The organism is Mesorhizobium sp. B2-8-9 (assembly GCF_006439475.1).
Classification (GTDB): domain Bacteria; phylum Pseudomonadota; class Alphaproteobacteria; order Rhizobiales; family Rhizobiaceae; genus Mesorhizobium.
Window position 1 is genome coordinate 107,611 of sequence record NZ_VFTQ01000005.1, and the last position, 24,147, is coordinate 131,757.

The 24,147-nt window shown below is 63.1% G+C and carries 29 protein-coding genes; 16 read left to right on the plus strand and 13 right to left on the minus strand.

Going from position 1 to position 24,147, the window contains the following annotated elements:
- Positions 1 to 98 precede the first annotated feature (98 nt).
- From FJ423_RS08365 to msrA, 6 genes are all read left to right on the plus strand, one after another.
- Positions 99 to 851 (plus strand): glycosyl hydrolase 108 family protein, encoded by a 753-nt coding sequence (locus FJ423_RS08365; protein WP_140840727.1) that lies wholly within the window; start codon positions 99 to 101, stop codon positions 849 to 851.
- Positions 848 to 1,051: a hypothetical protein gene (locus FJ423_RS08370; protein WP_140840730.1), complete on the plus strand. Its 204-nt coding sequence runs from the start codon at positions 848 to 850 to the stop codon at positions 1,049 to 1,051. The genes FJ423_RS08365 and FJ423_RS08370 overlap by 4 nt, the downstream gene beginning before the upstream one ends.
- Positions 1,052 to 1,160: 109 nt before the next feature.
- The gene (locus FJ423_RS08375) at positions 1,161 to 1,400 is read left to right on the plus strand and encodes an ABC transporter permease (protein WP_140840732.1); all 240 of its coding nucleotides are present in this window, start codon (positions 1,161 to 1,163) and stop codon (positions 1,398 to 1,400) included.
- A complete protein-coding gene (locus FJ423_RS08380; RefSeq protein WP_140840733.1) occupies positions 1,385 to 1,579 on the plus strand; it encodes a hypothetical protein in 195 nt (64 codons plus the stop codon). The genes FJ423_RS08375 and FJ423_RS08380 overlap by 16 nt, the downstream gene beginning before the upstream one ends.
- The gene (locus FJ423_RS08385) at positions 1,579 to 1,899 is read left to right on the plus strand and encodes a hypothetical protein (RefSeq protein WP_140840735.1); all 321 of its coding nucleotides are present in this window, start codon (positions 1,579 to 1,581) and stop codon (positions 1,897 to 1,899) included. The genes FJ423_RS08380 and FJ423_RS08385 overlap by 1 nt, the downstream gene beginning before the upstream one ends.
- 154 nt (positions 1,900 to 2,053) lie before the next feature.
- Positions 2,054 to 2,575 (plus strand): peptide-methionine (S)-S-oxide reductase MsrA, encoded by a 522-nt coding sequence (msrA, locus tag FJ423_RS08390; protein WP_095768415.1) that lies wholly within the window; start codon positions 2,054 to 2,056, stop codon positions 2,573 to 2,575.
- 112 nt (positions 2,576 to 2,687) lie between these two features.
- Here the strand turns inward: msrA and FJ423_RS08395 are convergent, their stop codons facing one another.
- The gene (locus FJ423_RS08395; protein ID WP_140840737.1) at positions 2,688 to 2,882 is read right to left on the minus strand and encodes a hypothetical protein; all 195 of its coding nucleotides are present in this window, start codon (positions 2,880 to 2,882) and stop codon (positions 2,688 to 2,690) included.
- Between the two features lie 171 nt (positions 2,883 to 3,053).
- On the opposite strand from FJ423_RS08395, the gene FJ423_RS08400 reads away from it, so the two are divergent.
- The gene (locus FJ423_RS08400; RefSeq protein ID WP_140840739.1) at positions 3,054 to 3,314 is read left to right on the plus strand and encodes a hypothetical protein; all 261 of its coding nucleotides are present in this window, start codon (positions 3,054 to 3,056) and stop codon (positions 3,312 to 3,314) included.
- A 26-nt stretch (positions 3,315 to 3,340) separates the two neighbouring features.
- Here the strand turns inward: FJ423_RS08400 and FJ423_RS08405 are convergent, their stop codons facing one another.
- The 4 genes from FJ423_RS08405 to FJ423_RS08420 all read right to left on the minus strand — a co-directional run bounded on the left by FJ423_RS08405 (position 3,341) and on the right by FJ423_RS08420 (position 5,518).
- Positions 3,341 to 3,886, minus strand: a complete 546-nt coding sequence (locus FJ423_RS08405) for a PAS domain-containing protein (RefSeq protein ID WP_140840741.1) — start codon at positions 3,884 to 3,886, stop codon at positions 3,341 to 3,343.
- A gap of 549 nt (positions 3,887 to 4,435) precedes the next feature.
- Positions 4,436 to 4,876: a GFA family protein gene (locus tag FJ423_RS08410; RefSeq protein ID WP_140840743.1), complete on the minus strand. Its 441-nt coding sequence runs from the start codon at positions 4,874 to 4,876 to the stop codon at positions 4,436 to 4,438.
- Positions 4,877 to 4,996: 120 nt separating this feature from the next.
- On the minus strand, positions 4,997 to 5,248 hold the full coding sequence (locus tag FJ423_RS08415) for a hypothetical protein (protein WP_246680117.1): 252 nt from the start codon (positions 5,246 to 5,248) through the stop codon (positions 4,997 to 4,999).
- A 102-nt stretch (positions 5,249 to 5,350) separates the two neighbouring features.
- On the minus strand, positions 5,351 to 5,518 hold the full coding sequence (locus FJ423_RS08420; RefSeq protein WP_140545453.1) for a Thivi_2564 family membrane protein: 168 nt from the start codon (positions 5,516 to 5,518) through the stop codon (positions 5,351 to 5,353).
- A 202-nt stretch (positions 5,519 to 5,720) separates the two neighbouring features.
- Here FJ423_RS08420 and FJ423_RS08425 point away from each other — a divergent pair, with 202 nt between their 5' ends.
- Both FJ423_RS08425 and FJ423_RS08430 read left to right on the plus strand, forming a co-directional pair.
- Positions 5,721 to 5,885 carry a DUF3309 family protein gene (locus FJ423_RS08425; RefSeq protein ID WP_095768421.1) on the plus strand — a complete coding sequence of 55 codons (165 nt, stop codon included), beginning with the start codon at positions 5,721 to 5,723 and terminating at the stop codon, positions 5,883 to 5,885.
- A gap of 675 nt (positions 5,886 to 6,560) precedes the next feature.
- The gene (locus tag FJ423_RS08430; RefSeq protein WP_140840747.1) at positions 6,561 to 7,784 is read left to right on the plus strand and encodes an anion transporter; all 1,224 of its coding nucleotides are present in this window, start codon (positions 6,561 to 6,563) and stop codon (positions 7,782 to 7,784) included.
- Between the two features lie 101 nt (positions 7,785 to 7,885).
- Here FJ423_RS08430 and FJ423_RS08435 read toward each other — a convergent pair whose 3' ends face one another.
- The 5 genes from FJ423_RS08435 to FJ423_RS08455 form a co-directional block, all read right to left on the minus strand.
- Positions 7,886 to 8,971 carry an HPP family protein gene (locus FJ423_RS08435; RefSeq protein WP_140840749.1) on the minus strand — a complete coding sequence of 362 codons (1,086 nt, stop codon included), beginning with the start codon at positions 8,969 to 8,971 and terminating at the stop codon, positions 7,886 to 7,888.
- Between the two features lie 326 nt (positions 8,972 to 9,297).
- The gene (locus tag FJ423_RS08440) at positions 9,298 to 9,594 is read right to left on the minus strand and encodes a cupredoxin family copper-binding protein (RefSeq protein ID WP_246680118.1); all 297 of its coding nucleotides are present in this window, start codon (positions 9,592 to 9,594) and stop codon (positions 9,298 to 9,300) included.
- A gap of 86 nt (positions 9,595 to 9,680) precedes the next feature.
- Positions 9,681 to 10,205: a DUF4142 domain-containing protein gene (locus FJ423_RS08445; protein ID WP_140840753.1), complete on the minus strand. Its 525-nt coding sequence runs from the start codon at positions 10,203 to 10,205 to the stop codon at positions 9,681 to 9,683.
- Between the two features lie 93 nt (positions 10,206 to 10,298).
- Positions 10,299 to 10,997 (minus strand): RNA polymerase sigma factor, encoded by a 699-nt coding sequence (locus FJ423_RS08450; protein WP_140840755.1) that lies wholly within the window; start codon positions 10,995 to 10,997, stop codon positions 10,299 to 10,301.
- A gap of 143 nt (positions 10,998 to 11,140) precedes the next feature.
- Positions 11,141 to 12,313, minus strand: coding sequence for a cystathionine beta-lyase (locus FJ423_RS08455; RefSeq protein ID WP_140840757.1), 1,173 nt, complete (start codon positions 12,311 to 12,313; stop codon positions 11,141 to 11,143).
- A gap of 463 nt (positions 12,314 to 12,776) precedes the next feature.
- Between FJ423_RS08455 and FJ423_RS08460 the strand changes: the two genes are divergently transcribed.
- The 5 genes from FJ423_RS08460 to FJ423_RS08480 all read left to right on the plus strand — a co-directional run bounded on the left by FJ423_RS08460 (position 12,777) and on the right by FJ423_RS08480 (position 17,879).
- Positions 12,777 to 13,805 (plus strand): amino acid ABC transporter substrate-binding protein, encoded by a 1,029-nt coding sequence (locus FJ423_RS08460; protein ID WP_140545460.1) that lies wholly within the window; start codon positions 12,777 to 12,779, stop codon positions 13,803 to 13,805.
- A 62-nt stretch (positions 13,806 to 13,867) separates the two neighbouring features.
- On the plus strand, positions 13,868 to 15,055 hold the full coding sequence (locus FJ423_RS08465; protein ID WP_140840759.1) for an amino acid ABC transporter permease: 1,188 nt from the start codon (positions 13,868 to 13,870) through the stop codon (positions 15,053 to 15,055).
- Positions 15,056 to 15,059: 4 nt separating this feature from the next.
- Complete coding sequence (locus FJ423_RS08470; protein WP_140840761.1) at positions 15,060 to 16,217, plus strand: amino acid ABC transporter permease; 1,158 nt, start codon at positions 15,060 to 15,062, stop codon at positions 16,215 to 16,217.
- A 14-nt stretch (positions 16,218 to 16,231) separates the two neighbouring features.
- On the plus strand, positions 16,232 to 17,035 hold the full coding sequence (locus FJ423_RS08475) for an amino acid ABC transporter ATP-binding protein (protein WP_095768430.1): 804 nt from the start codon (positions 16,232 to 16,234) through the stop codon (positions 17,033 to 17,035).
- 172 nt (positions 17,036 to 17,207) lie between these two features.
- Entirely contained in the window at positions 17,208 to 17,879 is a 672-nt protein-coding gene (locus tag FJ423_RS08480; RefSeq protein WP_140840763.1) for a TIGR02117 family protein, read from the plus strand.
- Between the two features lie 226 nt (positions 17,880 to 18,105).
- On the opposite strand, the gene FJ423_RS08490 is transcribed toward FJ423_RS08480, so the two are convergent.
- The gene (locus tag FJ423_RS08490) at positions 18,106 to 19,338 is read right to left on the minus strand and encodes an FAD-dependent monooxygenase (RefSeq protein WP_140840765.1); all 1,233 of its coding nucleotides are present in this window, start codon (positions 19,336 to 19,338) and stop codon (positions 18,106 to 18,108) included.
- Between the two features lie 15 nt (positions 19,339 to 19,353).
- Entirely contained in the window at positions 19,354 to 19,599 is a 246-nt protein-coding gene (locus tag FJ423_RS08495) for a zinc-finger domain-containing protein (RefSeq protein ID WP_027169907.1), read from the minus strand.
- Between the two features lie 252 nt (positions 19,600 to 19,851).
- Between FJ423_RS08495 and FJ423_RS08500 the strand changes: the two genes are divergently transcribed.
- Positions 19,852 to 22,047 carry an RNA degradosome polyphosphate kinase gene (locus FJ423_RS08500; protein WP_095768434.1) on the plus strand — a complete coding sequence of 732 codons (2,196 nt, stop codon included), beginning with the start codon at positions 19,852 to 19,854 and terminating at the stop codon, positions 22,045 to 22,047.
- The gene (ppx, locus tag FJ423_RS08505; RefSeq protein ID WP_140840766.1) at positions 22,044 to 23,579 is read left to right on the plus strand and encodes an exopolyphosphatase; all 1,536 of its coding nucleotides are present in this window, start codon (positions 22,044 to 22,046) and stop codon (positions 23,577 to 23,579) included. Before FJ423_RS08500 ends, ppx begins: the two co-directional genes overlap by 4 nt.
- Positions 23,580 to 23,603: 24 nt before the next feature.
- Here ppx and FJ423_RS08510 read toward each other — a convergent pair whose 3' ends face one another.
- Complete coding sequence (locus FJ423_RS08510) at positions 23,604 to 24,026, minus strand: DoxX family protein (RefSeq protein WP_140840768.1); 423 nt, start codon at positions 24,024 to 24,026, stop codon at positions 23,604 to 23,606.
- Positions 24,027 to 24,147: the final 121 nt, after the last annotated feature.

Below are 24,147 nucleotides of genomic sequence, written 5' to 3' on the forward strand. Positions count from 1 at the left end.
GGTCGCTGACCGCCGCGTGCGAGCGCTCCGTCTCGCCGCATGTTCCTTCGCACCCCTGAATCTCAAGAATCTGCCCCTCCCGGCGGAAAGGAACCCCAATGGACCGCAACTTTGCGCGTGCCCTTTCGCTCGTTCTCACCTCTGAAGGCGGCTGGTCCGACAATCCCGCCGATCCCGGCGGTGCGACCATGAAAGGCGTCACGCTCGCCAATTTCCGCCGCTACGTCAAAGCAGACGCCACGAAGGCCGATCTGCGCGCCATCTCGGATGACCAAGTCGCCACCGTCTATCGCCGTTTCTATTGGGATGCTGTAGTGGGCGCCGAACTCCCCGGCGGCATCGACTACGCGCTCTTCGACTTCGCCGTGAACAGCGGGCCGGGCAGGGCGGCGAAGCATCTTCAGGGTGTGCTCGGTGTTGTTCAGGATGGCCGCATTGGCCCGGCCACGCTGGCGGCGGTGAGGGCAAAACCCGCCGGCGTCGTCATCGATGCGCTGTGCGACGCGCGGCTCGCCTTCCTGGAAAAACTATCGACCTGGCCGAGCTTCGGCCGGGGCTGGAGCGTCCGAGTCGCCTCCGTGCGCCGGCAGGCGCTGCTGATGTCGGCCGCGCCGTCGGCGACTGAGGGATACGCTTCGCCGAGGCCGGCATCCACCGATGACGTCCCGCTAGCCGCAGCGTCTGCCGGCGTCGGATTGCCTGCCGCCGGCGAGGCGCCCACTGCGCCACACAAATCCGCATCGGGTGCCAAGGTAGCCGGCATTCTCACCCTGATCGCGCTGGCGCTCGGCTCGCTCATCGCCTGGACCGCGCATCTTTCCTGCAATCTTTTCGGAGTGCTCTGCCGATGACTGCCGTTATCATCCGCGTCGCCCTGCGCTATTGCGCGGGCGTGCTTGTCGCGCGCGGCCTTCTGGGCGCCGACGACGCCTCGGCATTCTCTGCCGATCCCGACATTCAAATGGCGCTGGAGACCGGCCTCGGTCTTGCCATCGCCGCCGCGGCCGAGTGGTGGCATCTGCTCGCGCGCCGGTTCGGCTGGGAGCATTGACCATGGAAAATCTGAAAGCTCTGCTCACCGCCTGTATCGAAGCCGCCAGGCCGTATGTTGTTATCGGCGCCGCCTGCTTTGTCGCCGGTCTTCTCATCGGAGCGCTGCTATGAGCGCGCTGCTGGCATGGCTTCTCACCAATCCGACAATCCTGGCGATCGGAGCCGGCCTTGTCGGCGCGCTCGGCTGGGGCTTCCGCCAGCGCCTCGCAGGCGCAAGGGCCGAGCGCAGCAAGCAGGCCGGCGCCGAGGCCGCGGCCCGGGATGTCGCCGACCAGGTCGACAACGATGTCGGCGCTTTGCCGGCTGACGCGGTCAGAAAGGAGCTGAAGTCATGGGCAAGGGATTGATCGTCGCCGCCATCGTCGCCGCGCTCGCCGGCTGCACGACGGGCAGGGGCAGCTTCTGCGCCGTCGCCCCGCCGATGCGCCTCTCTGCCAGCGCGGTCGATGCCTTGTCCGACCAGGAGGCGAGGGCGCTGCTTGCGCACAACCGCAAGGGCGAAAAACTCTGCGGCTGGAGGCCGTGATGCATGACATCTTCGATCTTCTCGGCATCAAGGGCCAGGTCGTGGCAGCGGGGCTCGCCGGCGGCGTGCTGCGGGCGCTGTCGCGCCATCGCTACAAGCTGCGCGAGATGATTGCCTCGCCCATCTGCGGCGCCTTGGCCGCCGCCTATCTGACATTGCCTGTCGTCGCTTGGGTCCGGGCAAGCGGCCTGCCAATTCCCGCCGCCGACGACACCACCACGCTCGCCGCAGCCTTCCTCATCGGAGTCTCGGCCATGTGGATCTCGGACATCGTTTTCGAGGTGGTCGTGCGAAGATTCAAACAAATGCCGGATTCCTGATCGCGGCGGACCGACACCGTGCAGGCATCGAGACATCGACCGGGAGATCGTCTACACGATACCAAGATGACGGTGTCAGCGGTTTGCCCGCTCGAGCCGCTGGAAGAATCCAGGCGCAACGCCTATCTATGGAGCAATCCAAAGGAGGTACGACATGGCTTCTTCCACCGAGCGCGCGGTCCTTGCCGGCGGCTGCTTCTGGGGCATGCAGGATCTGATCCGGCGCTTGCCCGGCGTGATCTCGACGCGAGTGGGCTACAGCGGCGGCGATGTCCCCAACGCCACCTACCGCAACCACGGCACCCACGCCGAGGCGATCGAGATCATCTTCGATCCGGCCAAGACCAGCTTCCGCACGCTGCTCGAATTCTTCTTCCAGATCCACGATCCGACGACGAAGAACCGCCAGGGCAACGATATCGGCGCGAGCTATCGCTCGGCGATTTTCTATACCAGCGATGAACAGAAACGGATCGCCGAGGACACGATAGCCGATGTCGACGCGTCCGGCCTGTGGCCTGGCAAGGTCGTCACCGAGCTCGCTCCGGTCGGGCCCTTCTGGGAAGCCGAGCCCGAGCATCAGGACTATCTCGAGCGCTATCCCAACGGCTACACCTGCCATTTCGCACGGCCGGGCTGGAAGCTTCCGGTTCGTCAACAGGCGGCCGCGTCATAATCAGCGACCGCGGTGTGTTGACATAGTCTTCACGCGCTTTGATCTGCCCGCCGTGCCGGAAGGCATGGCGGGCTTTTTTGCGTTTCGGCTGGTTGTCCCGGCCCGGCGGGCCTTAGCCCTTGGCTCGGCGGCCTTCGTGTTCGTGGTTGCCGATCCAGTGGGCGCGGATGCGGTCGCTGGCTTCGAGATAAGCCATGTCGATCAGGTAGGTCAGAAGCTTCTCGCCATCGGCCTCCGCCTTCTGGCGAAGTTCTCGCAGGATTCCCTGCGCAAATTGCAGGTTTTCCATTTTGCTAGGCTGGTCCATGGGTGCCCCCAAATGTCGGTGCGGTAAGTTTGGCTCACTATGCTTGTACGAAGATTATCGCCTCGCTCGCGGTGAAGCTGTACTCGGTTGCACTGGGGACGCCCGATCAACGAAGCTGTTGGACATCGCGCGGAAATGTCGATATTTTGCGCGCCCAATCGGATGGCGACCATGCACGAAGACGAGGGCAGCACTCCTGACAAGTTGCAAGCCATGCTTGACGTGATCGCCAGGAGCGAGCCCCCGAGCGAGAGCGGGCAAGCCGATTTCGGCCGATTGAAAGCCGACGCCGCCAAGGCTGCCGGCGTGTTGATCGAATTTTACGGCGATGCAGCCCTGGAGCGGGCCAAGCTCATAGAGCGCCGGTCGCCCCAGTCGTATTTTGCGCGCATGGTCGTGGCTGAAGTCGGCCGGCGCGGCAAGCGAAATTGACCCGCGAGCAATCGGCGAAAGCTGCTTCAAGACGATCTTCGCCTCCCCAGCCTTGCGCTAAGCCGCTGCTCGACCTCTTCCTCGATGTTGTCCAGGAGATAGGACATCAGGTCGTGTCCGATCGACCGCGCTAGGTCCTTGGCTTGCTCGACATGGTTGCGGATCTCGCGCAGCGCCTGCTCTTCGCACGCGGCGTCGTCCGTCAAATCGACGAACCAGCCGGGATAGAGCGCTGCCTCGCCTGTCCCGTCAACATAGCATTGGCCGACGGCCAGGATCTTGCGCACCCCCATCTTCTCGGAATGGACCCTATAGACCTCCCTGAATGCGGACCTGCGCTCCACGGCCTTGCGGATCGCCAGCCGAACCCGTGAACGATCGTCCTGATCGATGCTTTGCATGCATCGTTCAAGCGAAGCGCCATGAGAGAACTCATCGAGTGTCAGACCGAAATAATCTGAAAGATTGGCGTCGCCATAAACGCGGTCGCGCTTGATGTCCCAGGTCCAGAACCCGTCGATCGGTGGATACCGCACATGCATGTTGCGGCCGTGTTCAGGCGCCGTCGTCATGAAAACCGCCCCGTCCGGTTTCAAGCTTTGGCAGCACTATGTCGCAAAAACGGTAAGAAACAAACATGGCCTTTTGTACAAGGCCGGAAGTCATAAGACTTGCTGCCACTGGCAATTCGGGGATGTCATGTTGATATAACCGGAAAGAGGGCGAAGAAAAATTTCTTGAGCCGAAAGAATTTTCACTTTGATGTTGCAACTGCCGCTTGGCGTTTTACGCGAAAACGCGGCGGACAAGCAGGAGAAACAACCCCGGAGGTTGTATTTCCGCAAGAGGCATGGTTGAAAATTCTTATATTTTGTAAAAGAATAAAACTCTTTGCGTACTGCTGCAGGAAGCCAAGCCGGCTTGCCGCCTCATATTTGCAGCATATCCAAATGCTAGCGTCAGCCGATTGACCGGCAAACCGACCGGTGGTTGAAAAACGCGAAACTTCGAGAGAAGCCCGCGCATATCAATCCGCGGCTGGGCGTCCTCTCGGACGTGCCGAAGCCGTCACCAGACTGAAGGTCTTTGTCGTTCAGACTAAAGTCTGCCAAGAGATCAACCTAAGCCAGTCTTTGCCGCGGCTCCAGGTCGGCTTCAGCGCCTGCGGCCGAATCATCGGCGATTCGGTCATGCTCGAACTGGCGCGCCGTGGGCAGGGCCTGCAACCAGGGCTCGCGGCGTCCGATCCAGAGTTCATAGCTCGGCACCAGCCCTTCGGTTGGCGCAACGTCCAAGCTACCGATCGTCACTTCGGCCTCGTCGTCGCCAACGAACGGAACGCGGCTTCCGCAGGTGGGGCAAAAGCTCCGAGCGCCATAGCTGCTGGTGATGCCGGTGGTTTCGAACGCTTTTAGCGGCCATACGGCGTAGGCATGGAAGGCCGACCCGCTTGTCTTGCGGCAGTCCTTGCAGTGACAGAGGCCGACCCGGAGCGGCTCCCCAGTGACGCGGAACTGCACCCCGCCACACAGGCAACTCCCGCTGCGCGCGATTTCAGGCATTGCTGGTCCTCCTGCGGCTATGCACAGAGCCAATTTCGCTCACCCCGGCAGGTCCCGCTGCCGGCTGCTAAAACCCGCAACAAGTTGCGATGGTTCCACGCCTGCGTGCAAGAAGCACGGTCAGTCGGGGAGGTTGATCGGCTCCTCGCACCGATAGACGCGGCACTCGCCGTCCTTGGTGGGAACCGTCGTCGACACAGGCACTTCCGGCCAGTCGCACTCATTGCCGAATTGCCGAACGAATCGGTCATAAGTATCCGCGCCTGTGCTCAAGACCACGGCACGATCGCTTTTGATCAGCGTCTGCGTCTGCTCGCAAGTCATCGTGCGTGTGTCCGGCCGGGCGTAGGCGGCGCTCACGGTGCACAACATTGGGCCGGCGCACAATATTTTGCCTGCGGCAAGTGCGATCAACAGGGTTCTCATGGGGACGCCAGGTTTTTGAAGTTTCCAGGTGTCGAATATGGATCGCGGCTAGAACACCGCAAGATATTTGAGCAGCGAAACGATTCCGATGATGATGACGATGATCTGCGCGATCTGGCGCGCGCGGGCATCGAGCGGCAGGCGTTGCACGAGGTAAAGCACCAGGATCACCACGAGGAAGGTGATCAATATGCCGATAAGGATCGATGCGCCCATTTGCCTGCCTTCTTACCAAGATTGCCCGGATGGGCAGGCTCCAACGTTGCCGGCTGTGAAATGGTTCCAAGCGGATTGAGCCGCCGATCGTGTCGTCCGAAAGCAGAAGCCGGCTCCGACGTCGGCGGAACATGCGCGCGGCTTGCGAGTTCACTTCCTCGATAGCAATGCGCGGGATCGCACTGTCAGAGAGGAAGAAACCATGGGCCTCGGCACGATTCTTATCATCATTCTCATTCTTGCCCTGCTTGGCGGCTTCAGCGGCTTAGGCGGAGGGCCTTTCTACGGCACCGGCTATTATGGCGGCGGCGGCCTCGGACTCGTCCTGGTCATCGTGATCATCCTGGTGTTGCTCGGCCGCATCTGACGGCCCACGATGCGACCAGGCCTCAGAGTGTCGCCAGCGCGTCCCTCAGCTTCGCCACTAGGCGATTGCTTCGCGGCTGGCGTTGCGGTTCCCGATCTGCGTTTCGACTAGTTTTGGCGGGCAAGGCGGCGATCAGCGCGACGACGGCAAGGAGCGGAAGCATTTGCCGTCGCAGGGCGCACCGCAGTCAGATGATCATTGCTGCCATAGAACAGGATTCGGCGGCGTTGCGGTCGACCGGCGGCAGATCCGCGAATCCCGCTAGCTCTCGCGCCCACTGCATTCGAGGCACACGATACTGTGTCCCGGACAATTCAGCCGGTGCGTGCCCCCTGGGCAGCAATGGCCGTTCGAGCTCAGCCAGCGCGCGCAAACGAAAACCTTCTTGGCCCCGTGACAGCGGGAGCATTCCTGCGGACGCATCAGTTCCTCCCGTGACGGGACGCCATGTTCCGCTTCAACGACCGTGTTCATCCGTTTAGTCCCCAACGCCTGGATTATCGGTCACATATGTTAATTCACTATTCTTTACATTAGGGTTTATGAATGTGAAAGGCGTGAAAGCGACATAAGGTTTTCACGCGCTTGTGCGCTTTCCCTTTGCGCTGGCGTTGTTAAATGTGGTGCCGCCCGATGCGTCGACGGATCAGGGCACGCAAAGGGAACCTTCTTGCAATGACATGGACCGGAGCGGGCGCGCTTTTCATCCTCGTGCTCACCTATGCCGGCGTCGCCGTCGGCCGTATTCCGGGCCTGCGGCTCGACCGCGCCGGCATCGCGTTGCTGGGCGGCGCCGCCATGATCGCAATCGGCGCGATCGGCATCGAGGATGCCTACAGAGCCATCAATTTCGACACCATAACCTTGCTGCTCGGCATGATGATCGTCGTGGCGCATCTGAAGGTCTCGGGCGCGTTTCGGGCGCTTGGCGGCTTTGCCATCGAGCATGCCCACGCGCCCTTCATGCTTTTGGTAATGGTGACGCTGCTGACCGGCGCGCTCTCGGCCTTCCTGGTCAATGACGCGATCTGCCTGGTGATGGCGCCGATCGTCGTGCACGTCACACGAGTCATCAACCGCAACCCGGTGCCTTACCTCATCGCTACCTGCACGGCCTCGAACTGCGGCAGCGTCGCCACCATCACAGGCAACCCGCAGAACATGGTGATCGGTGCGCTGTCCGGCATTTCCTATCCGGCTTTCACGCTGGCGCTCGCGCCGGTGGCGCTGTTCGGCCTGCTCTGCGTCATCGTCATCGTGCGCATCGTCTACCGGGCCGAATTCTCCCGCCCTGCCGAGCTCAGCCCGGAAGTCTATCGCGGCCGCATGCTGCCCGGGCAGGTCCTGAAGGCCACCATCGTGTGCGTGTTGCTGGCGCTCGCCTTCTTCGCCGGCGTTCCCGTCGCGAAGGCGGCGCTCATTGCCGGCGCCTTCCTGCTGGTCACGCGGGCAATCAAGCCGCGGCGCATTTACCGCGAGATCGATGGACCGCTGCTCTTCATGTTCGCCGGCTTGTTCGTGGTGGTGGCGGGTGCCGAGCGCACCTTGCTCACGCCCGACATGATCGCCTGGGCCAAGAACATCGGACTCGACGATGTCTGGCGGCTCTCCGGCTTCACCGCGGTGCTTTCCAACATCATGAGCAATGTGCCGGCGGTGCTGGCGCTCCGGCCCTTCGTTCCTGGGCTGGAAAACCCGGCGCGCGCCTGGCTGGTCGTGGCGATGAGCTCGACGCTTGCCGGCAATTTCACGCTGCTCGGCTCGGTTGCCAATCTGATCGTCGCCGAACAGGCAAAAGCTGCCGGCAAGGAGCTTTCCTTCTCGGCTTTCTTTAAGGTCGGCCTGCCGCTGACGCTGGTGACGCTTCTTGCCGGAACCGCCTGGCTGGCCTGGGCCTGAAGACGCTGTCTCTTCGGACCGCCTGATCGAGGGCGCCGCGGCGACATGACCGGCGGCAGCGTCTCGACCTGGCAGTCGGCTTGCCGGGGTGAGGGCCTTGCTTAGGCCACCGCCTTCAACGGCGCCCTGTCTGCCTGCTGCAGGCGTGCGGCGGCCGCGAGCAGGTCGGTCTGGGTGATCAGGCCGAGGATGCGCCGCTCGGCATCGACGATCACCACCGCATGGCTTCGCCCGTCGGTCAGCACCGGTAGCAGGCTCATCGCCGGGGTGTCGGGTGAGGCGGTGCCGGCCTTAGACATCACCCCTTTGACCGTGTCGGTCGCCCTTGTCAGCTCGCGCAGGCCGACCGCGCCGGAGAGCCGACCGTCCGCGTCGATCACCGGCAAGGTGCGGATGTTGTGGTCGATCAGCTGTTTGCGCGCGTCGTCGGCCGAGGCCTTTTCCGCCACGGAGATCACATCGCGCGACATGATGTCTTTGCAAAGCAGCGTACGCTGCGAGCGCACCATGGCCTGCAACTCGACCTGGCGCAGCAGGCGCTCCAGGTCGTCACGGTCGATGTCGAAGGTCTCGTCGAGCGCCGAGAGGGCGGCGTCGACATCCTCGGGCCGGAAGCCGACGCGCTCGGCCGGCGGCCGATCGGCGGTGCCGTGGCCGCGGGCGGTGGGCACGTGCACATGGGGATAGTTGCGCCGCGACAGCTTGTGGAAAAGGAAGCCGAGCGCAACCAGAATGGCCGAGTTGAGTGCTACCGGCACGAAGGGAAACAGGAAGCCCGCGGCGGCTACGGCCGGCCCGCCGAGCACGCCGGTAAGCGCCGCTGCGCCGCCCGGCGGATGCAATGAGCGCGTGAACGACATGGCGGCGATCGCCAGCGCCACCGCTAGGCCGGAGGCGATCACCGTGTCATGCACAAAATGCGCCACCGTCACGCCAACCAGCGCCGAAATCGTGTTGCCGCCGATGATCGACCAGGGCTGCGCCAGTGGGCTCGAGGGAACGGCAAAGAGCAGCACCGCCGAAGCGCCCATTGGCGCCACCAGCATCGCCACAAGCGGGCCGCTACCCATGGCGAGCCCGCTAATCATGCCGGTGAGCGCGATACCGATGGTAGCGCCGATGCAGGCAAGCAGCCGCTCGCGAAGCGTCGCGCCAGCAAGGATCGGAACGAAAAGGCGAAACGCCATGGCAGGCCCTGGATCGAAGAGGTGGAATTGCGATGCCCGCAATGCCGCTGAAGCCGCGGATTTGAAAGCCAAACCAATCCGTAGATTCGCCGCTGAAGGGAATATTATTGCACAGCGATCCGCGCAGGACGCGCCGCCAGCGGCCTCGGCTTTCTCAATCGCGCCAAGCCTTTACGACGGTTTGCAGAGTCGGTTCGGCAATTCGCCCGAATGTCTGGCCTAGGCGAAAGTGTGCGAGTGCGGTGCGCGGCGCTGAGGCTGCTTTCGGCATGGGAGGATTGCTGCAAGGGCAAGCGAGGCGCTGCGCGCGCCTCGCTCTCGGATAGCTAGGGGGCCACCTCGACATGGCCCTTCATGTTGGGATGGAAGCGGCAGAAATAGTCCGCTGTTCCCGCCGCCTTCAGCGCAACCTTGCCCTTCGACTTTGCCGGGATCAGCACGTCCCAGCCGCCTTTCACCGTCGCGGTGTGGGCGATCACGTCCTTGTTCGTCCACTCGATCGTATCGCCGACCTTGGCCTGAATGTTTGCGGGCGAGAAGACCAGCTTGTCGATCGTTATCTCGATCGTCGCCGCGAACGCCGGCGATGCGATGAGCGCCAGCGCCAGAGTGAGCAAAGCAATTCCTGGAAAAGTGTGAAACGGTTGGGCGCAGCGACTTCGCCGTAGCTTTCCGTCAGGAATTGCCTCAAAACAAAGCAATAGCAGCCTCATTTCAACATGCCGGCGACGTGTTCGGCATGTTGCTGATGCCCCCGGAAAATCTTGAGGCCGGTCTCCAGCAGGTCCTTCAGTTCGGCATTGCTTGCCGAGGGGATAAGCAAGGTTTCGAGCGCGCCGTTGACCTGTTTGTGATAGGCCACTTCGTTCTCTATATAGGCCTTGTCGAAGGCGGCACCCTTGAGCTTCGCCAGCTTGGCGTCTTCTTCCTTCGCAGCCTTGGTCAGGGCCTTGCTGGTGTCGTTGTCCTCGGGCGTGACCTTCAGCTTCTTCACGAGGTCGAGCGCCTGCTTGTTCACCGCCTCGTGGTCCCGCTCCATGTCTTTGGCGAAGTCGACGACCTCCTTGTTCTTGGATTTCTTGATCGCCAGCTTGGCCGCTTCGATGTCGAGCGTGCCGGCCGTATAGGCAATGTGGGCGATCTGCGGATCGGTGGGCTTTTCGGCGGCTAGCGCCAGCGGCGCCGTGCTCACGAAGAAAAGGGCGGCGAGGGCGGCGGTTGATCGCATGAACATGGCATCTCCTTCGCCCGACGGCGCTCGCCTCGGGCTTCATTTGAGGTTGACGGTAGATTGGATGCCGGACGCGTCAAAACGTTCCTGGGAAAGTTAGACCTCGAAATCCAGCCTTTTCATCAGCGCCTGCGTCAGCCGCTCGCAACGCCGGCCTGCAAAGGGGAAGGCGTCGAGCAGCACCGGACCGATCTCGTCGTCCAGTGCCTTTCGCACCAGCGTTCGCGCCCGGTGCAGCCTGGTCTTCACCGTCTCGGGCCTCACGCCGAGAAAATCGGCGGTTTCCTCGATGCTCAGGCCCTCGATGACGCGGGCGACGAAGACGGTGCGATAGACATCGGGAAGGCTGTCGGTCGCCCGTTCGACAAGCCTCAGAATCTGCCGCTGCGCCATCGTCCGCTCCGGATCGTCGCCTGGGTTCAAGTCGGTTGGATTCAAGGGAAACCGGATGATCTGCGCCTCCGGGTTCTCATGCATGGCCGCGACGCGCTTGCGCTTGCGCAGCCGGCCGAGCGCTTCGTTGATGACGATGCGCGACAGCCAGGTGGAGAGCGAAGCCTCGCCGCGAAAGCTGCTCAGACTGGCGAAGGCGCGCAAATAGGCCTCCTGCACGATGTCCTCGGCCTCCGCGTCGTTGCGCACCACGCCGCGCGCAATGCGGTAGAGTCGCTGGTTGTACGTCTTGATGATGGCACGGAACGCATTCGGATCGCGCGCAAGCGCCCGGCGAACCAATGGCATGTCGCCGGCTTCGGCCGTACCGACCTCGGCGGTTTCGATGGCGGGCTTTATCATCGCGCCCGATCTCCCGACAGATGTTGCATCCACGGTTGGATGCGCCTGCCGACAAAAGGTTCCCGAGCTGGTTGCACGGACCATGCTACCGCTTCGACCGGGGCTTGTCTGCCGCCGGTGCGGATTCCGTGCCGATCAGCCTGTCATCCGGCTGCGGCGGCAGCCGCGAGCCCGCGCAGAATGTCGGCCTTGAGATCTTCGACATCCTCGAGCCCGACCTGCAGGCGGATCAGCGAGCCGGCATACGAGCCTTTGGCAAGCATGCGGTCGCCGAGGAAGACCGGAACGGCGAGGCTTTCATAGCCGCCCCAAGAATAACCGAGGCCGAAGATCTTGAGCGCATCGAGAAAGGCGTGCTGGGCCTTCTGGCCGCCGCCGTTGAGCACGATCGAGAAGACACCGCTCGAGCCGCAGAAATCGCGCTTCCAGAGCGCATGGTCGGGATGGCTTTCCAGCGCCGGATGCAGCACCTGCGCGATCCCAGGCTGCTCCTCCAGCCAGCGCGCGATGTCGAGCGCGCTCTTGCGGTGATGCTCGAGCCGCACGCCCATCGTGCGCAGGCCGCGCAGCACTTGGTAGATATCGTCGGGACCGGAACAGCAGCCCAACACGCAAAACCCATCATAAAGCTTTGTCCAGCAGGCGTCGTTGGCCGAAACCAGGCCGAGCAGCACGTCGGAATGACCGGCCGGATATTTCGTCGCCGCGTGGATCGAGATGTCGACGCCATGGTCGAGCGGCTTGAAATAGAGCGGTGTCGCCCAGGTGTTGTCCATCATCACGATGGCGTTCGCCGCATGTGCAGCCTTGGAGATCGCCGGGATGTCCTGCACCTCATAGGTGTTCGATGCCGGCGATTCGGTGAACACTACCTTTGTGTTTGGCTTGATCAGCGAAGCGATGCCGGCGCCGATGCGCGGCTCGTAATATTCGATCTCGACGCCGAGCCGCTTCAGCATCGTGTCGGCGAAGTGGCGCGTCGGGTGGTAGACGCTGTCGACGATCAACAAGTGATCGCCCGCGGCAAGGAAGGTGAGCAGCGGCACCGTCACCGCCGCCAGTCCGGAAGGCACCGCGATCGTGCCGGCAGAGCCTTCCAGCGCATCGACGGCGAGCGTCAGCGCGTCCATCGTCGGGGTGCCGCGGGTGCCGTAAGTGTATTTCTGGCTGCGCCCAGCCATCGAAGCGGCGTCGGGATAAAGCACTGTCGAGGCATGCACGACCGGCGGGTTGACGAAGCCGAAATAGTCACGCGGGTTGTTGCCGGAATGGGCAAGCAGCGTGTTGATGCCCATTTCGATGACGTCTCTAGCCATGGTTCGTCGCCTGTCGAATGATGTCAGGGATCAGCCATAAAGCGGCGGCAAAGCCGGCGCAACCGCGTCGGGCCCGCCAAAAGCCGGTCTTCCGCTGGGCCAATCCAAAGGCGCTCAAGCCCAGTAAAGAACGCTATTGCCGCAGCGGATTCTGCCGCAGGAGCACGGATTCGCGACGCCGCGACTTGACTGATTTGTTCGCATCGCCTGCCGGTTTCATGTGCTCTTGTCCGCAATTCTGGCATTTGCGGCAATTGCTTTCAAACCTCTGAGGAATCGGTCATTTCCCTTGACCTCACAGGAATAATCGCCTTCGATGCGTTTCGTGAATGGGAGGCAGCGCATCGCAACCGATGCGGGTCCCGGGAGTGGGCCTTGGAGTGGGAGCTGCATTCACAAACGAAAAAAGATCAAGCGTCGCCTGGCGATAGGGGCGCCTGTAACAGAAAAGGGTCTGTGGGTCATGAAACACATTGCAATCGGCATTCTTGGCGTCGCCGCGCTCGGGTTCATGGCGTCTGCCGCCTCGGCCGGCACGCTCGATACCGTGAAGCAGAAGGGCTTTATCCAGTGCGGCGTCTCGACCGGCCTCGCCGGCTTCTCGGCGCCGGACGACAAGGGCGACTGGAAGGGCATCGACGCGGACTTCTGTCGCGCCGTTGCGGCCGCTGTCTTCGGTGACGGCTCCAAAGTGAAGTTCACGCCGCTAAGCGCCAAGGAGCGTTTCACCGCCTTGCAATCGGGCGAGATCGACATCCTGTCGCGCAACACCACCTGGACCAGCAATCGCGACAGCGCGCTCGGCCTCGATTTTGTCGGCATCACCTACTATGACGGCCAGGGCTTCATGATCAACGCCAAGAAGCTGCCCGGCGTGAACTCCGCGCTGCAGCTTTCGGGCGCCGCCGTGTGCGTGCAGAGCGGCACCACCACCGAGCTCAACCTCGCCGACTACTTCAAGAAGAACAAGATGGAGTACAACCCCGTCGTGTTCGAGAAGCTCGAAGAGGTCAACGCCGCCTATGACGCCGGCCGCTGCGATGCTTATACCACCGACCAGTCCGGCCTTTATGGTATCCGTCTGACGCTCTCCTCGCCGGCCGACCATGTCGTGCTGCCCGAGATCATCTCCAAGGAGCCGCTCGGCCCGGCCGTGCGCCAGGGCGATGACCAGTGGGCGCATATCGCGCGCTGGACGTATTTCGCGCTGCTCAACGCCGAGGAAGCCGGCATCACGCAGGCCAATGTCGATGAGATGAAGACGTCGACCGACCCGAACATCCAGCGCCTTCTCGGCACTGAACCGGACGGCAAGTATGGCGCCGATCTCGGCCTCTCCAACGACTTTGTCGTCAACATCGTCAAGGCTGTCGGCAACTACGGCGAAATGTTTGAGCGCAATGTCGGCTCGGGCAGCCCGCTCAAGATCGCGCGCGGCATCAACGCGCTGTGGACCAAAGGCGGCCTGCAATACGGTCCGCCGATCCGCTGATTGAAACGTGATCCGGGAGGCAGGTCGTCTGTCTCCCGGTTTCTCTTTCCAGAGGACGGTCCATGGCTTCGCAGGAAATCCTTCGCGAGGAGCCGAGTCGCGGCTCCTTCATCAATGACCCGAAAATACGCAGCCTGTTCTTTCAGACGCTGGTCGTGATCCTGCTGTTCAGTTCGATCTGGTGGATCGTCCACAACGTCATCGAAAACCTCCAGCGTCTGCACATCGCGTCGGGCTTCGGTTTCCTCAGGAGCAGGGCCGGCTTCGACATTTCCGACACGCCGATCGCCTATACGTCCGATTCGACCTATTTCCGCGCGCTGGTCGTCGGTTTGCTCAACACGATCATTGTCGCCGCCGCCGGCATCGTGCTTGCGACCATCGTGGGCTTCGCCATCGGCATCGGCCGCCTGTCGCAGAACTGGCTGATCCGCAAGATCTGCACGGTCTATGTCGAGATCTTCCGCAACATCCCACCGCTGCTGGTCATCTTCTTCTGGTATTCCGGCGTGCTGGCCGTGCTGCCGCCGCCGCGCGAGAGCATCCACCTGCCTTTCGGCTCGTTCCTCAACCAGCGCGGCTTCTATTTTCCGCGCGCCGTTTGGGGCGATGGCTCCTGGCTGATCGGCGTCGCACTGCTGCTCGCGATTGCAATGGCCTGGTTCGTCGCCCACAGAGCGCGACAGCGGCAGAAGGCGACCGGCCAGCAATTTCCGGTCTTCTGGACATCGGTCGCGCTAATCATCGGCCTGCCGGTGCTGGCCTTCCTGCTCGGCGGCATGCCGCTCACCTTCGATTTTCCGAAGCAGTCGACCTTCAATCTGACCGGTGGCTTCTGGGTCAAACCGGAATTCCTGTCGCTCTTGCTGGCGCTCTCCTTCTACACGGCGGCCTTCATCGCCGAGATCGTGCGCGCCGGCATCAGGGGCGTCAACAAAGGGCAGAGCGAAGCGGCGGCGGCGCTCGGCCTCCGCTCCGGTCCGATCCTGCGGCTGGTGGTCATCCCGCAGGCGATGCGCATAGTCATCCCGCCGCTTACCAGCCAGTATCTCAACCTGACCAAGAACTCCTCGCTGGCGATCGCTATCGGCTATCCGGACCTTACCGCCACCGCCGGCACGGTGCTCAATCAGACCGGGCAGGCGGTGGAGGGCGTTTTCATCATGATGATCGCCTATCTGGTGCTGAGCCTTGTGACGTCCTTTGTCATGAATATCGTCAATGCCAGAATGGCGCTGGTGGAGAGGTAGGGCCATGCAGGAACATGACATGTCCTGGGTGCGCACCGAGATGGCGCTTGCCCAGCCGGCCCCGCCTACCGAACGCGGCGCCTATGCCTGGGTGCGCAAGAACCTGATCGGTTCGGTCGGCGACACCGTCCTCACAATCCTCGGCATCGCCATCGTGCTTTGGATCCTGCCGCAGGTCATCAGCTGGGCCTTCCTCAATGCCCAGTGGACCGGGCCGGATCGCACCGTCTGCACCACCGTCACGCAAGGCGGCATCCAGCCCGACGGCTGGACTGGTGCCTGCTGGGCTTTCGTCAACGCCAAGTTCGGCCAGTTCATGTTCGGCACCTATCCGATCGAGGAGCGCTGGCGGCCGATCCTGGTCGCCATCCTGTTCGTGGCGCTGTTGGTGCCGATGCTGATCCCGCGCGTGCCGCGCAAGGGATTGAATGCGGTGCTGTTGTTCGCAGCGCTGCCGATCGTCGCCTTCTTCCTGCTGCTTGGCGGCGTGTTCGGCCTGCCGGTTGTCGAGACCTCGCGCTGGGGCGGGCTCCTCGTGACGCTCAGCCTCTCCTTCGTCGGCATTGCGGTGTCGCTGCCTTTGGGCATCGTGCTGGCGCTCGGGCGCCGTTCGAAGATGTCGATCATCAAATGGCTTTGTATCGTCTTCATCGAGACGGTGCGCGGCATTCCGCTGATCACGGTGCTATTCTTCGCCAGCGTCATGCTGCCGCTGTTCCTGCCCGCGGGCGTTACCTTCGACAAGTATCTGCGTGCGTTAATCGGTGTGTCGCTGTTTGCCGCCGCCTATATGGCCGAAGTGATTCGCGGCGGCTTGCAGGCGATCCCGAAGGGCCAGTATGAGGGCGCCGATTCGCTCGGCCTCGGCTACTGGCAGAAGATGAGCCTGATCGTGCTGCCGCAGGCGCTGAAGCTGGTCATTCCGGGCATCGTCAACACCTTCATAGGCATGTTCAAGGACACCAGCCTGGTCCTGATCATCTCGATGTTCGACTTGCTCGGCGTGGTGAAGCAGAATTTCGCCGATGCCAACTGGGCAACCCCGCAGACCGCGAGATCCGGCCTGATCTTTGCCGCCTTCGTTTTCTGGCTGTTCTGCTTCGGCATGTCGCGCTATTCAATGTACACCGAACGCCGGCTCGACACCGGTTATAAACGATAAAAAGGGAACAGGTTATGGCCACCGAAAACGCCGTCAGCGCGGAAGAAATCAAGGTCAACGCCGCCAAGATGCACATCTCCACCACCGATGTCGCCATCGACATCGTCGGCATGCACAAATGGTATGGCGAGTTCCATGTGCTGAAGGACATCAACCTCAAGGTGATGCGTGGCGAGCGCATCGTCATCTGCGGTCCGTCCGGCTCCGGCAAGTCGACCATGATCCGCTGCATCAACCGGCTGGAAGAGCACCAGAAGGGCAAGATCATCGTCGACGGCAAGGAACTCACCAACGATCTGAAGAAGATCGACGAGGTGCGCCGCGAGGTCGGCATGGTGTTCCAGCATTTCAACCTGTTCCCACATCTGACCATCCTGGAGAACTGCACGCTGGCGCCGATCTGGGTGCGCAAGATGCCGAAGAAGCAGGCCGAGGAAATCGCCATGCATTTCCTTAAGCGCGTCAAGATACCGGAACAGGCCAACAAATATCCAGGCCAGCTCTCCGGCGGGCAGCAGCAGCGCGTTGCGATCGCGCGCTCGCTGTGCATGAATCCGCGCATCATGCTGTTCGACGAGCCGACCTCGGCGCTCGACCCGGAAATGATCAAGGAAGTGCTGGAGACGATGGTGGGGCTGGCGGAAGAGGGCATGACCATGCTTTGCGTCACCCACGAGATGGGCTTTGCCCGCAAGGTGGCCAATCGCGTAATCTTCATGGATCAGGGCCAGATCGTCGAGCAGAACACGCCGGCCGAATTCTTCGACCATCCGCGCCATGAACGCACAAAGCTTTTCCTGTCGCAGATCCTGCACTGAGCGGGCGCGATCGCTAGATTTTAGGAAGCCCGGCTGGAAACAGCCGGGCTTTTTTGCATTCGGGCGATCGGACAAGGATCGGCTCATTTTTGGTTGACGCTGCGAAATCGTCTAGCCTGATCGTCCAGGTTATCCTGGGGTTGACGCAGACGAGACGGAACGATCGCACCCGATGAGACGAGTCCTGCGATATATGGTGATGCTGTTGGGAACGGCGGTGCTTGCCGCCGCGCTCGGCACGCTGGTGCCGCGACCGCTCTGGCCGGCGGCATCGGCCGAAGGCGAAGGGACGCGGCACATATTGGTGTTGAAGAACCCGATCCACACCGACATCGCCGTGCCCCTCGATGACGGCGTGCGCCGGCGCTTTGCCTTTCTCGCCGATACCGGCCTGCCGATCGAGGCTCCGGGGGCGCGCTACATCGTCTTCGGCTGGGGCGGCCGCGCCTTCTATCTGGAGACGCCGACCTGGTCGCAATTGAAGACCATGCCGGTGCTGAAGGCGCTTACGCTCGACGCCGCGGTGATGCATGTCGATGTCGCGGGCGCTATTCTTGAGCCGCATCCGGATGTCGCCGTTTTTGACATCGATGAGGAACATTTCTCGGCGCTGCTCGACTATATCGCCGTAAGCTTCCGGCAGGGAGAGGCGGGCGGGCCGATGGCGATTGAAAATGCGGGCTATTCAACTTTCGACCGTTTCTACGAGGCCAACGGCCATTTCAACGCGCTGGTCGGTTGCAATACGTGGACCGCGGCGGCGCTGCGCACCGCCGGTCTGCGCACCGGCTGGTGGAACCCGCTGCCGGTATCGCTGGGGTGGTCATTGAGGTTGTATGATTGAGGGTTGATGGGAATTTGCAAACGCCGCGTTCCGTCACACCCCCTCTGGCCTGCCGGCCATCTCCCCCGCAAGGGGGAAATCAGCTGTCGTGGCTGCTTTCGCCAATCATCAACGTCGCAAGGCGGGAGCCAGCGCCCAAGCTGCCAATCTCCTCCCTTGCGGGGGAGATGCCCGGCAGGGCAGAGGGGGGTGCTGTCCCGCCGGCCTATCCAGCTGGTGGCAGACGCTACCGCCGCACAACCTCGCGCTCCTCCCACCCATAGAGCCAGTCCAGGTCCGCCGCGAGCTTTTCCGCCGGTCGCGCCGCCAGCACGAGATTGCGTGTGATCGCCACCGGTCCCCACGCGTGCCAGGCCAGCCGATTGAGAGCGCCGCGTTTCAGCACCTTCTCGACGCGCGGGCGTCTGAGATTTTCCCATATGGCAAGGCCTCGAGCTGGATCGCCGGGGAAGTCGGCAACGAGATTGGCGAGCATAGCGGCGTCCTCGATCCCCATGGCCGCGCCTTGCGCCGCGAACGGCGTCATGGCGTGCGCGGCGTCACCGATCAGTGCTACTCCCTCCGCCAGGGTCCAGCGCTGCTGCGCGACCGTGTGGATGGGGAAGGCTGTCCACGGCCCCGCAAGCGCCGCCAGCTCCGCCAGCGCTGCCGCCGTGCCTCGCATGGCAGCCGAAAGGATCGCAGGGTCGGCATGGCCGGACCAGCCTTCGGCAATGCGCTCGCCCTTGGTGAAGGCGGCAAGGTTGACGGCGCTGCCCGTGCTCACCGGATAGGCGACCATGTGGAAGCCGGGATGCAGGAAAGTGGTGACGCTGTCGGTGGCTCCGATTTGCATAAAAGCCTGGCCGGCGGCGCTTTCCGCCGGGACCGTCGCGCGCCAGGCGAGTTCGCCCGAAAAGCGGCTTGCCGCAAAGCCGGCCGTCCGGGCAAGCTTGGCGCGAACCGACGACCAGACGCCGTCGGCTGCAACCAGCAAACCGCATGCGACATCCGTCGCCTTGCCGTCGATCTCGACCGTCGCGGTAACGCTTTGCGGGTCGACGGCAAAGCCGGTAACGCGCGCACCGGTGACAAGCGCGATACCGGGCCGTTCCGCCACTGCCGCCATCAGCGCCGCCTGCAGGTCGGCGCGGTGCGCCACGAGATAGGGCGCCCCCCAGCGCTTTTCTGCGGTTTCCCCAAGCGGCACGCGCGCCAGCTCTCGCAGGCTCCTTGCGTCCTTCAGCACCACCGCTCGCGGCCGGATCGCGTTGGGCAGCAGGCGATCGAGCACGCTGAGCCGCCGCAGGATCCGGGTCGCGTTGGGGGAAAGCTGGAGGCCGGCGCCGGCCGCTTCGAGTTGCCTGGCCTGCTCGAACAGTGTTACCGGGAAGTCACGCTCGGCAAAGGCAAGCGCCGCCACGAGCCCGGCAATGCCAGCCCCGGCGATGACGATCTGCCGGGACCTTATTTCAGTCATGGTTGATCGGGGCGATCAGGCGGCCTGGTCGACATAGAGGCAGCCGGCCGGCTGCGTTTCCGTCGCCTTCAGCGACGGTGAATAGCGGTAGAGCGTCGAGCAGTAAGGGCAGACCTTTTCATTGTCGTCGCCCATGTCGAGGAATACGTGCGGATGGTCGAAAGGCGGGTTGGCGCCGGTGCACATGAATTCCTTGACGCCGATCTCGATGACCGGATGGCCCGCGTCGTTCTGGAAATGGGGAATGCTGCCGCCTGCCATCGTCGTCTCCAATTGGGTTCGGCCAGTGGGTGTGACCAGTTTGCATCTGGAGCATAACAGGCCAGTTTGCAAGATCGATGAAATCAAACTGTCGCAAAAGGCTGGCAGAGGATAAGTTGAGCCGGTTAAGCGCATGGGGCCGGTGCCGGAGCGATTCCGTGACGATCATGCGTCATAAAGACATGCTAGAGCGTCGTTGAACGGCAGTATGCGGCGCCTCCTGGGAACGGTTGCGGGCAAGAGCAGGAAACCATGAACGAACTGAAGCCTGTGCAGAGCGAGTTCATCACCGTCGAGGCCGCAAGCCCCGACGGCGGCAATCCCGATCGTTTCGTCAACCGCGAATTCTCCTGGCTGCAATTCAACCGCCGCGTGCTGGAGGAATCGCTGAACGAGCATCATCCGCTGCTTGAACGCGTCCGCTTCCTGTCGATTTCTGCCGCCAATCTCGACGAGTTCTTCATGGTCCGCGTCGCCGGCCTTGCCGGCCAGGTCCGCGAGGGCATCGCGCTGAAGAGCCCGGACGGCCGCACGCCCGAACAGCAGCTGGAACAATTGCTGCGGGAGGTCGAGCGCCTTCAGGAAGACCAGCAGAAGAGCCTCTCGGCGCTGATGACGCTGCTCAACAAGGAAGGCATCGAGAGCATCACCCGCGACGCGCTGACCAAGGATGAGAAGGCCTGGCTGGAGGAGCATTTCCAGGAACAGGTTTTCCCGGTGCTGACGCCGCTGTCGATCGACCCGGCGCATCCGTTTCCGTTCATCCCCAATCTCGGCTTTTCCATCGCCCTGCAATTGCGCCATCGCAAGAATGGCGAGGAGATGAGCGCGCTGCTGCGCCTGCCGGTGGCGCTCAGGCGTTTCATCCGCCTGCCCGACCGCAAGAATCACGTCCGCTTCATTCCGCTGGAGGAAGTGGTCGGCATCTATATCGGCAAGCTTTTCCCCGGCTACGAGGTCAAGGGCTCCGGCACGTTCCGCATCATCCGCGACAGCGACATCGAGGTCGAGGAAGAGTCGGAAGACCTGGTGCGCCTGTTCGAAACGGCGCTGAAGCGGCGCCGCCGCGGCTCGGTGATCCGCATCGAATTCGACACGCTGATGCCGGCCGCGTTGCGGGACTTCGTCGCCGGCGAGCTCGGCGTGTCGTCGAGCCGCATCAGCGTGCTCACCGGTCCGCTGGCGCTCAACCAGATATCCGAGATTGTCGCCATCCCGCGCGACGACCTCAAATTCACGCCCTACAATCCGCGCTTCCCCGAGCGCATCCGCGAGCATGGCGGCGACTGCTTCGCCGCCATCCGCGAGAAGGACATCGTCGTCCACCACCCCTACGAGTCCTTCGACGTGGTGGTGCAGTTCCTGCGCCAGGCCGCCGCCGACCCGGAAGTGGTGGCGATCAAGCAGACGCTCTACCGCACCTCTAACGACAGCCCGATCGTGCGCGCGCTGATCGACGCCGCCGAGGCCGGCAAGTCGGTCACGGCACTTGTCGAGCTCAAGGCGCGCTTCGACGAGGAAGCCAACATCCGCTGGGCGCGCGACCTCGAACGCGCCGGCGTGCAGGTCGTGTTCGGCTTCCTGGAGCTGAAGACCCACGCCAAGATGTCTTTGATCGTGCGCCGCGAGGATGGCCGGCTGCGCAACTACGTGCATCTCGGCACCGGCAACTACCACCCGGTTACCGCCCGTATCTACACCGACCTGTCCTTCTTCACCACCGATCCGACGATCGCGCGCGATGTCGCGCAGCTCTTCAATTTCATCACCGGTTATGCCGAGCCCGCCGAGGAGATGCGCCTTGCCGTATCGCCCTTCACGCTGCGCAAGCGCATCCTGAAACACATCTTGGACGAGATCGTTCATGCCCGCGACGGCCGACCGGCGCGCATCTGGATGAAGATGAACGCGCTGGTCGATCCGACCGTCATCGACGCGCTTTACGACGCCAGCCGCGCCGGCGTCGAGGTCGACCTCGTCGTGCGCGGCATCTGTTGTCTGCGGCCGCAGGTGCCGGGTCTTTCCGAGAACATCAGGGTGAAATCGATCGTCGGCCGCTTTCTCGAGCACAGCCGCATCTTCTGCTTCGGCAACGGCCACGGCCTGCCGTCCGACGAGGCGGTCGTCTACATCTCGTCGGCCGACATGATGCCGCGCAATCTCGACCGCCGCGTCGAGACCCTGGTGCCGATCACCAACCCAACTGTGCATGAACAGGTGCTTGGCCAGATCATGCTGGGCAACATCATGGACAACCAGCAAAGTTTCGACGTATTGGCTGACGGCACCTCCCGGCGCGCTGTGCTGGAGGAGGGCGAGGAGCCGTTCAACGCGCAGGAATATTTCATGACCAATCCGAGCCTCTCCGGGCGGGGCGACGCGCTGAAATCGCATGCGCCCAAGCGCATTGCCCAGTTCAAGCGCCGCAAGAAGAACAGCGCCGCGTGACTGCAGTTTCCCAGGGCCGGCTTCAGGACCGGCGGCCGCTGTCGATCATCGACATCGGATCGAACTCGATTCGCCTTGTCGTCTATGAGGGGCTGGCGCGCTCGCCCACGCTTCTGTTCAACGAGAAGATGCTGGCCGGCCTCGGCCGCGGCATCGTTTCGACGGGCAAGCTCGATCCCGAGGCGGTGACGCGCTCGATGGAGGAATTCCGCCGGTTCCGCGCGCTCTCGGACCAGGCGGGTGCCGAGCACATCTATGTGCTGGCGACAGCCGCCGCGCGCGAGGCGGGCAACGGCCCCGATTTCATCCACCGTGCCGAGGAGGTGCTGAAGACCGAGATCCGCGTGCTCACCGGCCGTCAGGAGGCCTATTATTCGGCGCTCGGCGTCATTTCCGGTTTCCATCCGGCCAATGGCATCGCCGGCGACCTTGGCGGCGGCAGCCTCGAGCTGATCGACATCAATGGCGAAGCGATAGGCGACGGCATCACGTTGCCGCTCGGCGGCCTGCGCCTGCAGGACATGGCCAGGAACTCGCTCGTGCAGGCCCAGAAGATCGCGCGCCAGGAACTGGCGCGGGCGAAGCTTCTGAAGGGCGGGCAGGTCAGGGTTTTCTACGCAGTCGGTGGCACCTGGCGAAACCTTGCCCGGCTGCATATGGAGATGAACAACTACCCGCTCGGCGTCATGCATCACTACGAGATATCGGCCGACAGCGCGCAGACTTTCCTCAAGCAGGTCGCCCGCAGCGAGGTCGAGAAGGTGAGGGGCATCGAGGGCGTTTCCAAGAACCGCCGCTCGCTCTTGCCCTACGGTGCCGTCGTGCTGCAGGAGATCATGTCGGCCATGCAGCCGTCGAAGATCGTCGTCTCGGCGCAGGGCGTGCGCGAGGGTTTCCTCTACTCGCTGCTCGACGCCGCCGAGCAGAAGGCCGACCCGCTGATCTCGGCCGCCGAGGAACTGGCGCTATTGCGCTCGCGCTCGGTGCATCACGCGCACGACCTGGTCGAATGGACCGGCAAGGCGTTCAAGGCCTTCGGCATTGATGAGACGGAAGACGAGGCACGCTACCGCCATGCCGCCTGCCTGCTTGCCGATATCGGCTGGCGCGCGCATCCGGAATATCGCGGCAGGCAGTCGCTCAATATCATCGCGCATGCCTCCTTCATCGGCGTCGATCATCCCGGCCGCGCCTATCTGGCCCTGGCCAACGCCTATCGCCATGACGGCATCTTCAACGACGGCATCGCGCCCGAGATCAAGGCGTTGGCGCCGCCGCGCCTTCTGGAACGCGCCCGCGTGCTGGCGGCGATGATGCGTGTGGTCTATCTCCTCACAGCGGCAATGCCGGGCGTCATGCCGAGGCTGAAATGGGAGAGCCGCGGCAACGGTGCGCTGGCGCTGGTGCTGCCGGCCTCGCTCGCCGACCTCTATGGCGAGCGTCCTGCCGGCCGGCTGGCACAGCTCGCGCGCATCACCAACCGGCGCCTGGTGCTGGCGGTCGAGGGCGGACCAAGTGTGTCGGTGAAATAGGCATGTCAGTGAAATAGGGCCGGCTCAGGTCACTTCGGCACCGAGGCCGAAATCGCGCCCGTCAGCCGACCATGCGCCGGCGCCAGCCATGGCGAGCGCCAGGAAGCCGCCGGCAATGGCGATGTCCTTCATCAGCATCTGCTGGTGCAGGAAGGCGAGGGTCGCATCGTCGGCGCCCTGGCCGTAGTGACCGATGAAGCCGGCGGCGATCGAGAAGGCGGCAAGCAGCAGCGCCACGATCCGCGTCTGGAAGCCGACCAGGATCAGCAATCCGGCGATCAGCTCGAACAGGCCGGTGCCCCAGGCTGCAAGAGTCGGAAGCGGCAGGCCGAGGCCTGCGAAATAGCTGGTCGTGCCGGCGATGTTGGTGAGCGCCTGAAAACCGGAGGGCACGAACAACGCGGCGAGCAGGAGCCGCGAGACGAGAAGCAATGCGTTGCGGGGCATTGGTCATCTCCCTTGCCGGCATCAGGCCGGCTGCCGGCGCAGTCTACGCCTACAACCGGAAAACGAAAAAGCGATGCGGAAAATTCCGCACCGCTTTCGTTTCAGTTTGGGAGGATTGCTT

Bases quoted from the DNA above. Each gene is read 5' to 3' on its own strand.
- FJ423_RS08445 (WP_140840753.1), bottom strand. From the start codon at position 10,205: ATGTTCATGCGATCAACCGCCGCCCTCGCCGCCCTTTTCTTCGTGAGC.
- FJ423_RS08365 (WP_140840727.1), top strand. From the start codon at position 99: ATGGACCGCAACTTTGCGCGTGCCCTTTCGCTCGTTCTCACCTCTGAA.
- FJ423_RS08375 (WP_140840732.1), top strand. From the start codon at position 1,161: ATGAGCGCGCTGCTGGCATGGCTTCTCACCAATCCGACAATCCTGGCG.
- FJ423_RS08480 (WP_140840763.1), top strand. From the start codon at position 17,208: ATGAGACGAGTCCTGCGATATATGGTGATGCTGTTGGGAACGGCGGTG.
- FJ423_RS08510 (WP_140840768.1), bottom strand. From the start codon at position 24,026: ATGCCCCGCAACGCATTGCTTCTCGTCTCGCGGCTCCTGCTCGCCGCG.
- FJ423_RS08500 (WP_095768434.1), top strand. From the start codon at position 19,852: ATGAACGAACTGAAGCCTGTGCAGAGCGAGTTCATCACCGTCGAGGCC.
- FJ423_RS08455 (WP_140840757.1), bottom strand. From the start codon at position 12,313: ATGGCTAGAGACGTCATCGAAATGGGCATCAACACGCTGCTTGCCCAT.
- FJ423_RS08435 (WP_140840749.1), bottom strand. From the start codon at position 8,971: ATGGCGTTTCGCCTTTTCGTTCCGATCCTTGCTGGCGCGACGCTTCGC.
- msrA (WP_095768415.1), top strand. From the start codon at position 2,054: ATGGCTTCTTCCACCGAGCGCGCGGTCCTTGCCGGCGGCTGCTTCTGG.
- FJ423_RS08430 (WP_140840747.1), top strand. From the start codon at position 6,561: ATGACATGGACCGGAGCGGGCGCGCTTTTCATCCTCGTGCTCACCTAT.
- FJ423_RS08410 (WP_140840743.1), bottom strand. From the start codon at position 4,876: ATGCCTGAAATCGCGCGCAGCGGGAGTTGCCTGTGTGGCGGGGTGCAG.
- FJ423_RS08460 (WP_140545460.1), top strand. From the start codon at position 12,777: ATGAAACACATTGCAATCGGCATTCTTGGCGTCGCCGCGCTCGGGTTC.
- FJ423_RS08385 (WP_140840735.1), top strand. From the start codon at position 1,579: ATGCATGACATCTTCGATCTTCTCGGCATCAAGGGCCAGGTCGTGGCA.
- FJ423_RS08450 (WP_140840755.1), bottom strand. From the start codon at position 10,997: ATGATAAAGCCCGCCATCGAAACCGCCGAGGTCGGTACGGCCGAAGCC.
- FJ423_RS08425 (WP_095768421.1), top strand. From the start codon at position 5,721: ATGGGCCTCGGCACGATTCTTATCATCATTCTCATTCTTGCCCTGCTT.
- FJ423_RS08395 (WP_140840737.1), bottom strand. From the start codon at position 2,882: ATGGACCAGCCTAGCAAAATGGAAAACCTGCAATTTGCGCAGGGAATC.
- FJ423_RS08465 (WP_140840759.1), top strand. From the start codon at position 13,868: ATGGCTTCGCAGGAAATCCTTCGCGAGGAGCCGAGTCGCGGCTCCTTC.
- FJ423_RS08470 (WP_140840761.1), top strand. From the start codon at position 15,060: ATGCAGGAACATGACATGTCCTGGGTGCGCACCGAGATGGCGCTTGCC.
- FJ423_RS08370 (WP_140840730.1), top strand. From the start codon at position 848: ATGACTGCCGTTATCATCCGCGTCGCCCTGCGCTATTGCGCGGGCGTG.
- FJ423_RS08380 (WP_140840733.1), top strand. From the start codon at position 1,385: ATGGGCAAGGGATTGATCGTCGCCGCCATCGTCGCCGCGCTCGCCGGC.
- FJ423_RS08475 (WP_095768430.1), top strand. From the start codon at position 16,232: ATGGCCACCGAAAACGCCGTCAGCGCGGAAGAAATCAAGGTCAACGCC.
- FJ423_RS08495 (WP_027169907.1), bottom strand. From the start codon at position 19,599: ATGGCAGGCGGCAGCATTCCCCATTTCCAGAACGACGCGGGCCATCCG.
- FJ423_RS08420 (WP_140545453.1), bottom strand. From the start codon at position 5,518: ATGGGCGCATCGATCCTTATCGGCATATTGATCACCTTCCTCGTGGTG.
- FJ423_RS08415 (WP_246680117.1), bottom strand. From the start codon at position 5,248: ATGTTGTGCACCGTGAGCGCCGCCTACGCCCGGCCGGACACACGCACG.
- FJ423_RS08400 (WP_140840739.1), top strand. From the start codon at position 3,054: ATGCACGAAGACGAGGGCAGCACTCCTGACAAGTTGCAAGCCATGCTT.
- FJ423_RS08490 (WP_140840765.1), bottom strand. From the start codon at position 19,338: ATGACTGAAATAAGGTCCCGGCAGATCGTCATCGCCGGGGCTGGCATT.
- FJ423_RS08405 (WP_140840741.1), bottom strand. From the start codon at position 3,886: ATGACGACGGCGCCTGAACACGGCCGCAACATGCATGTGCGGTATCCA.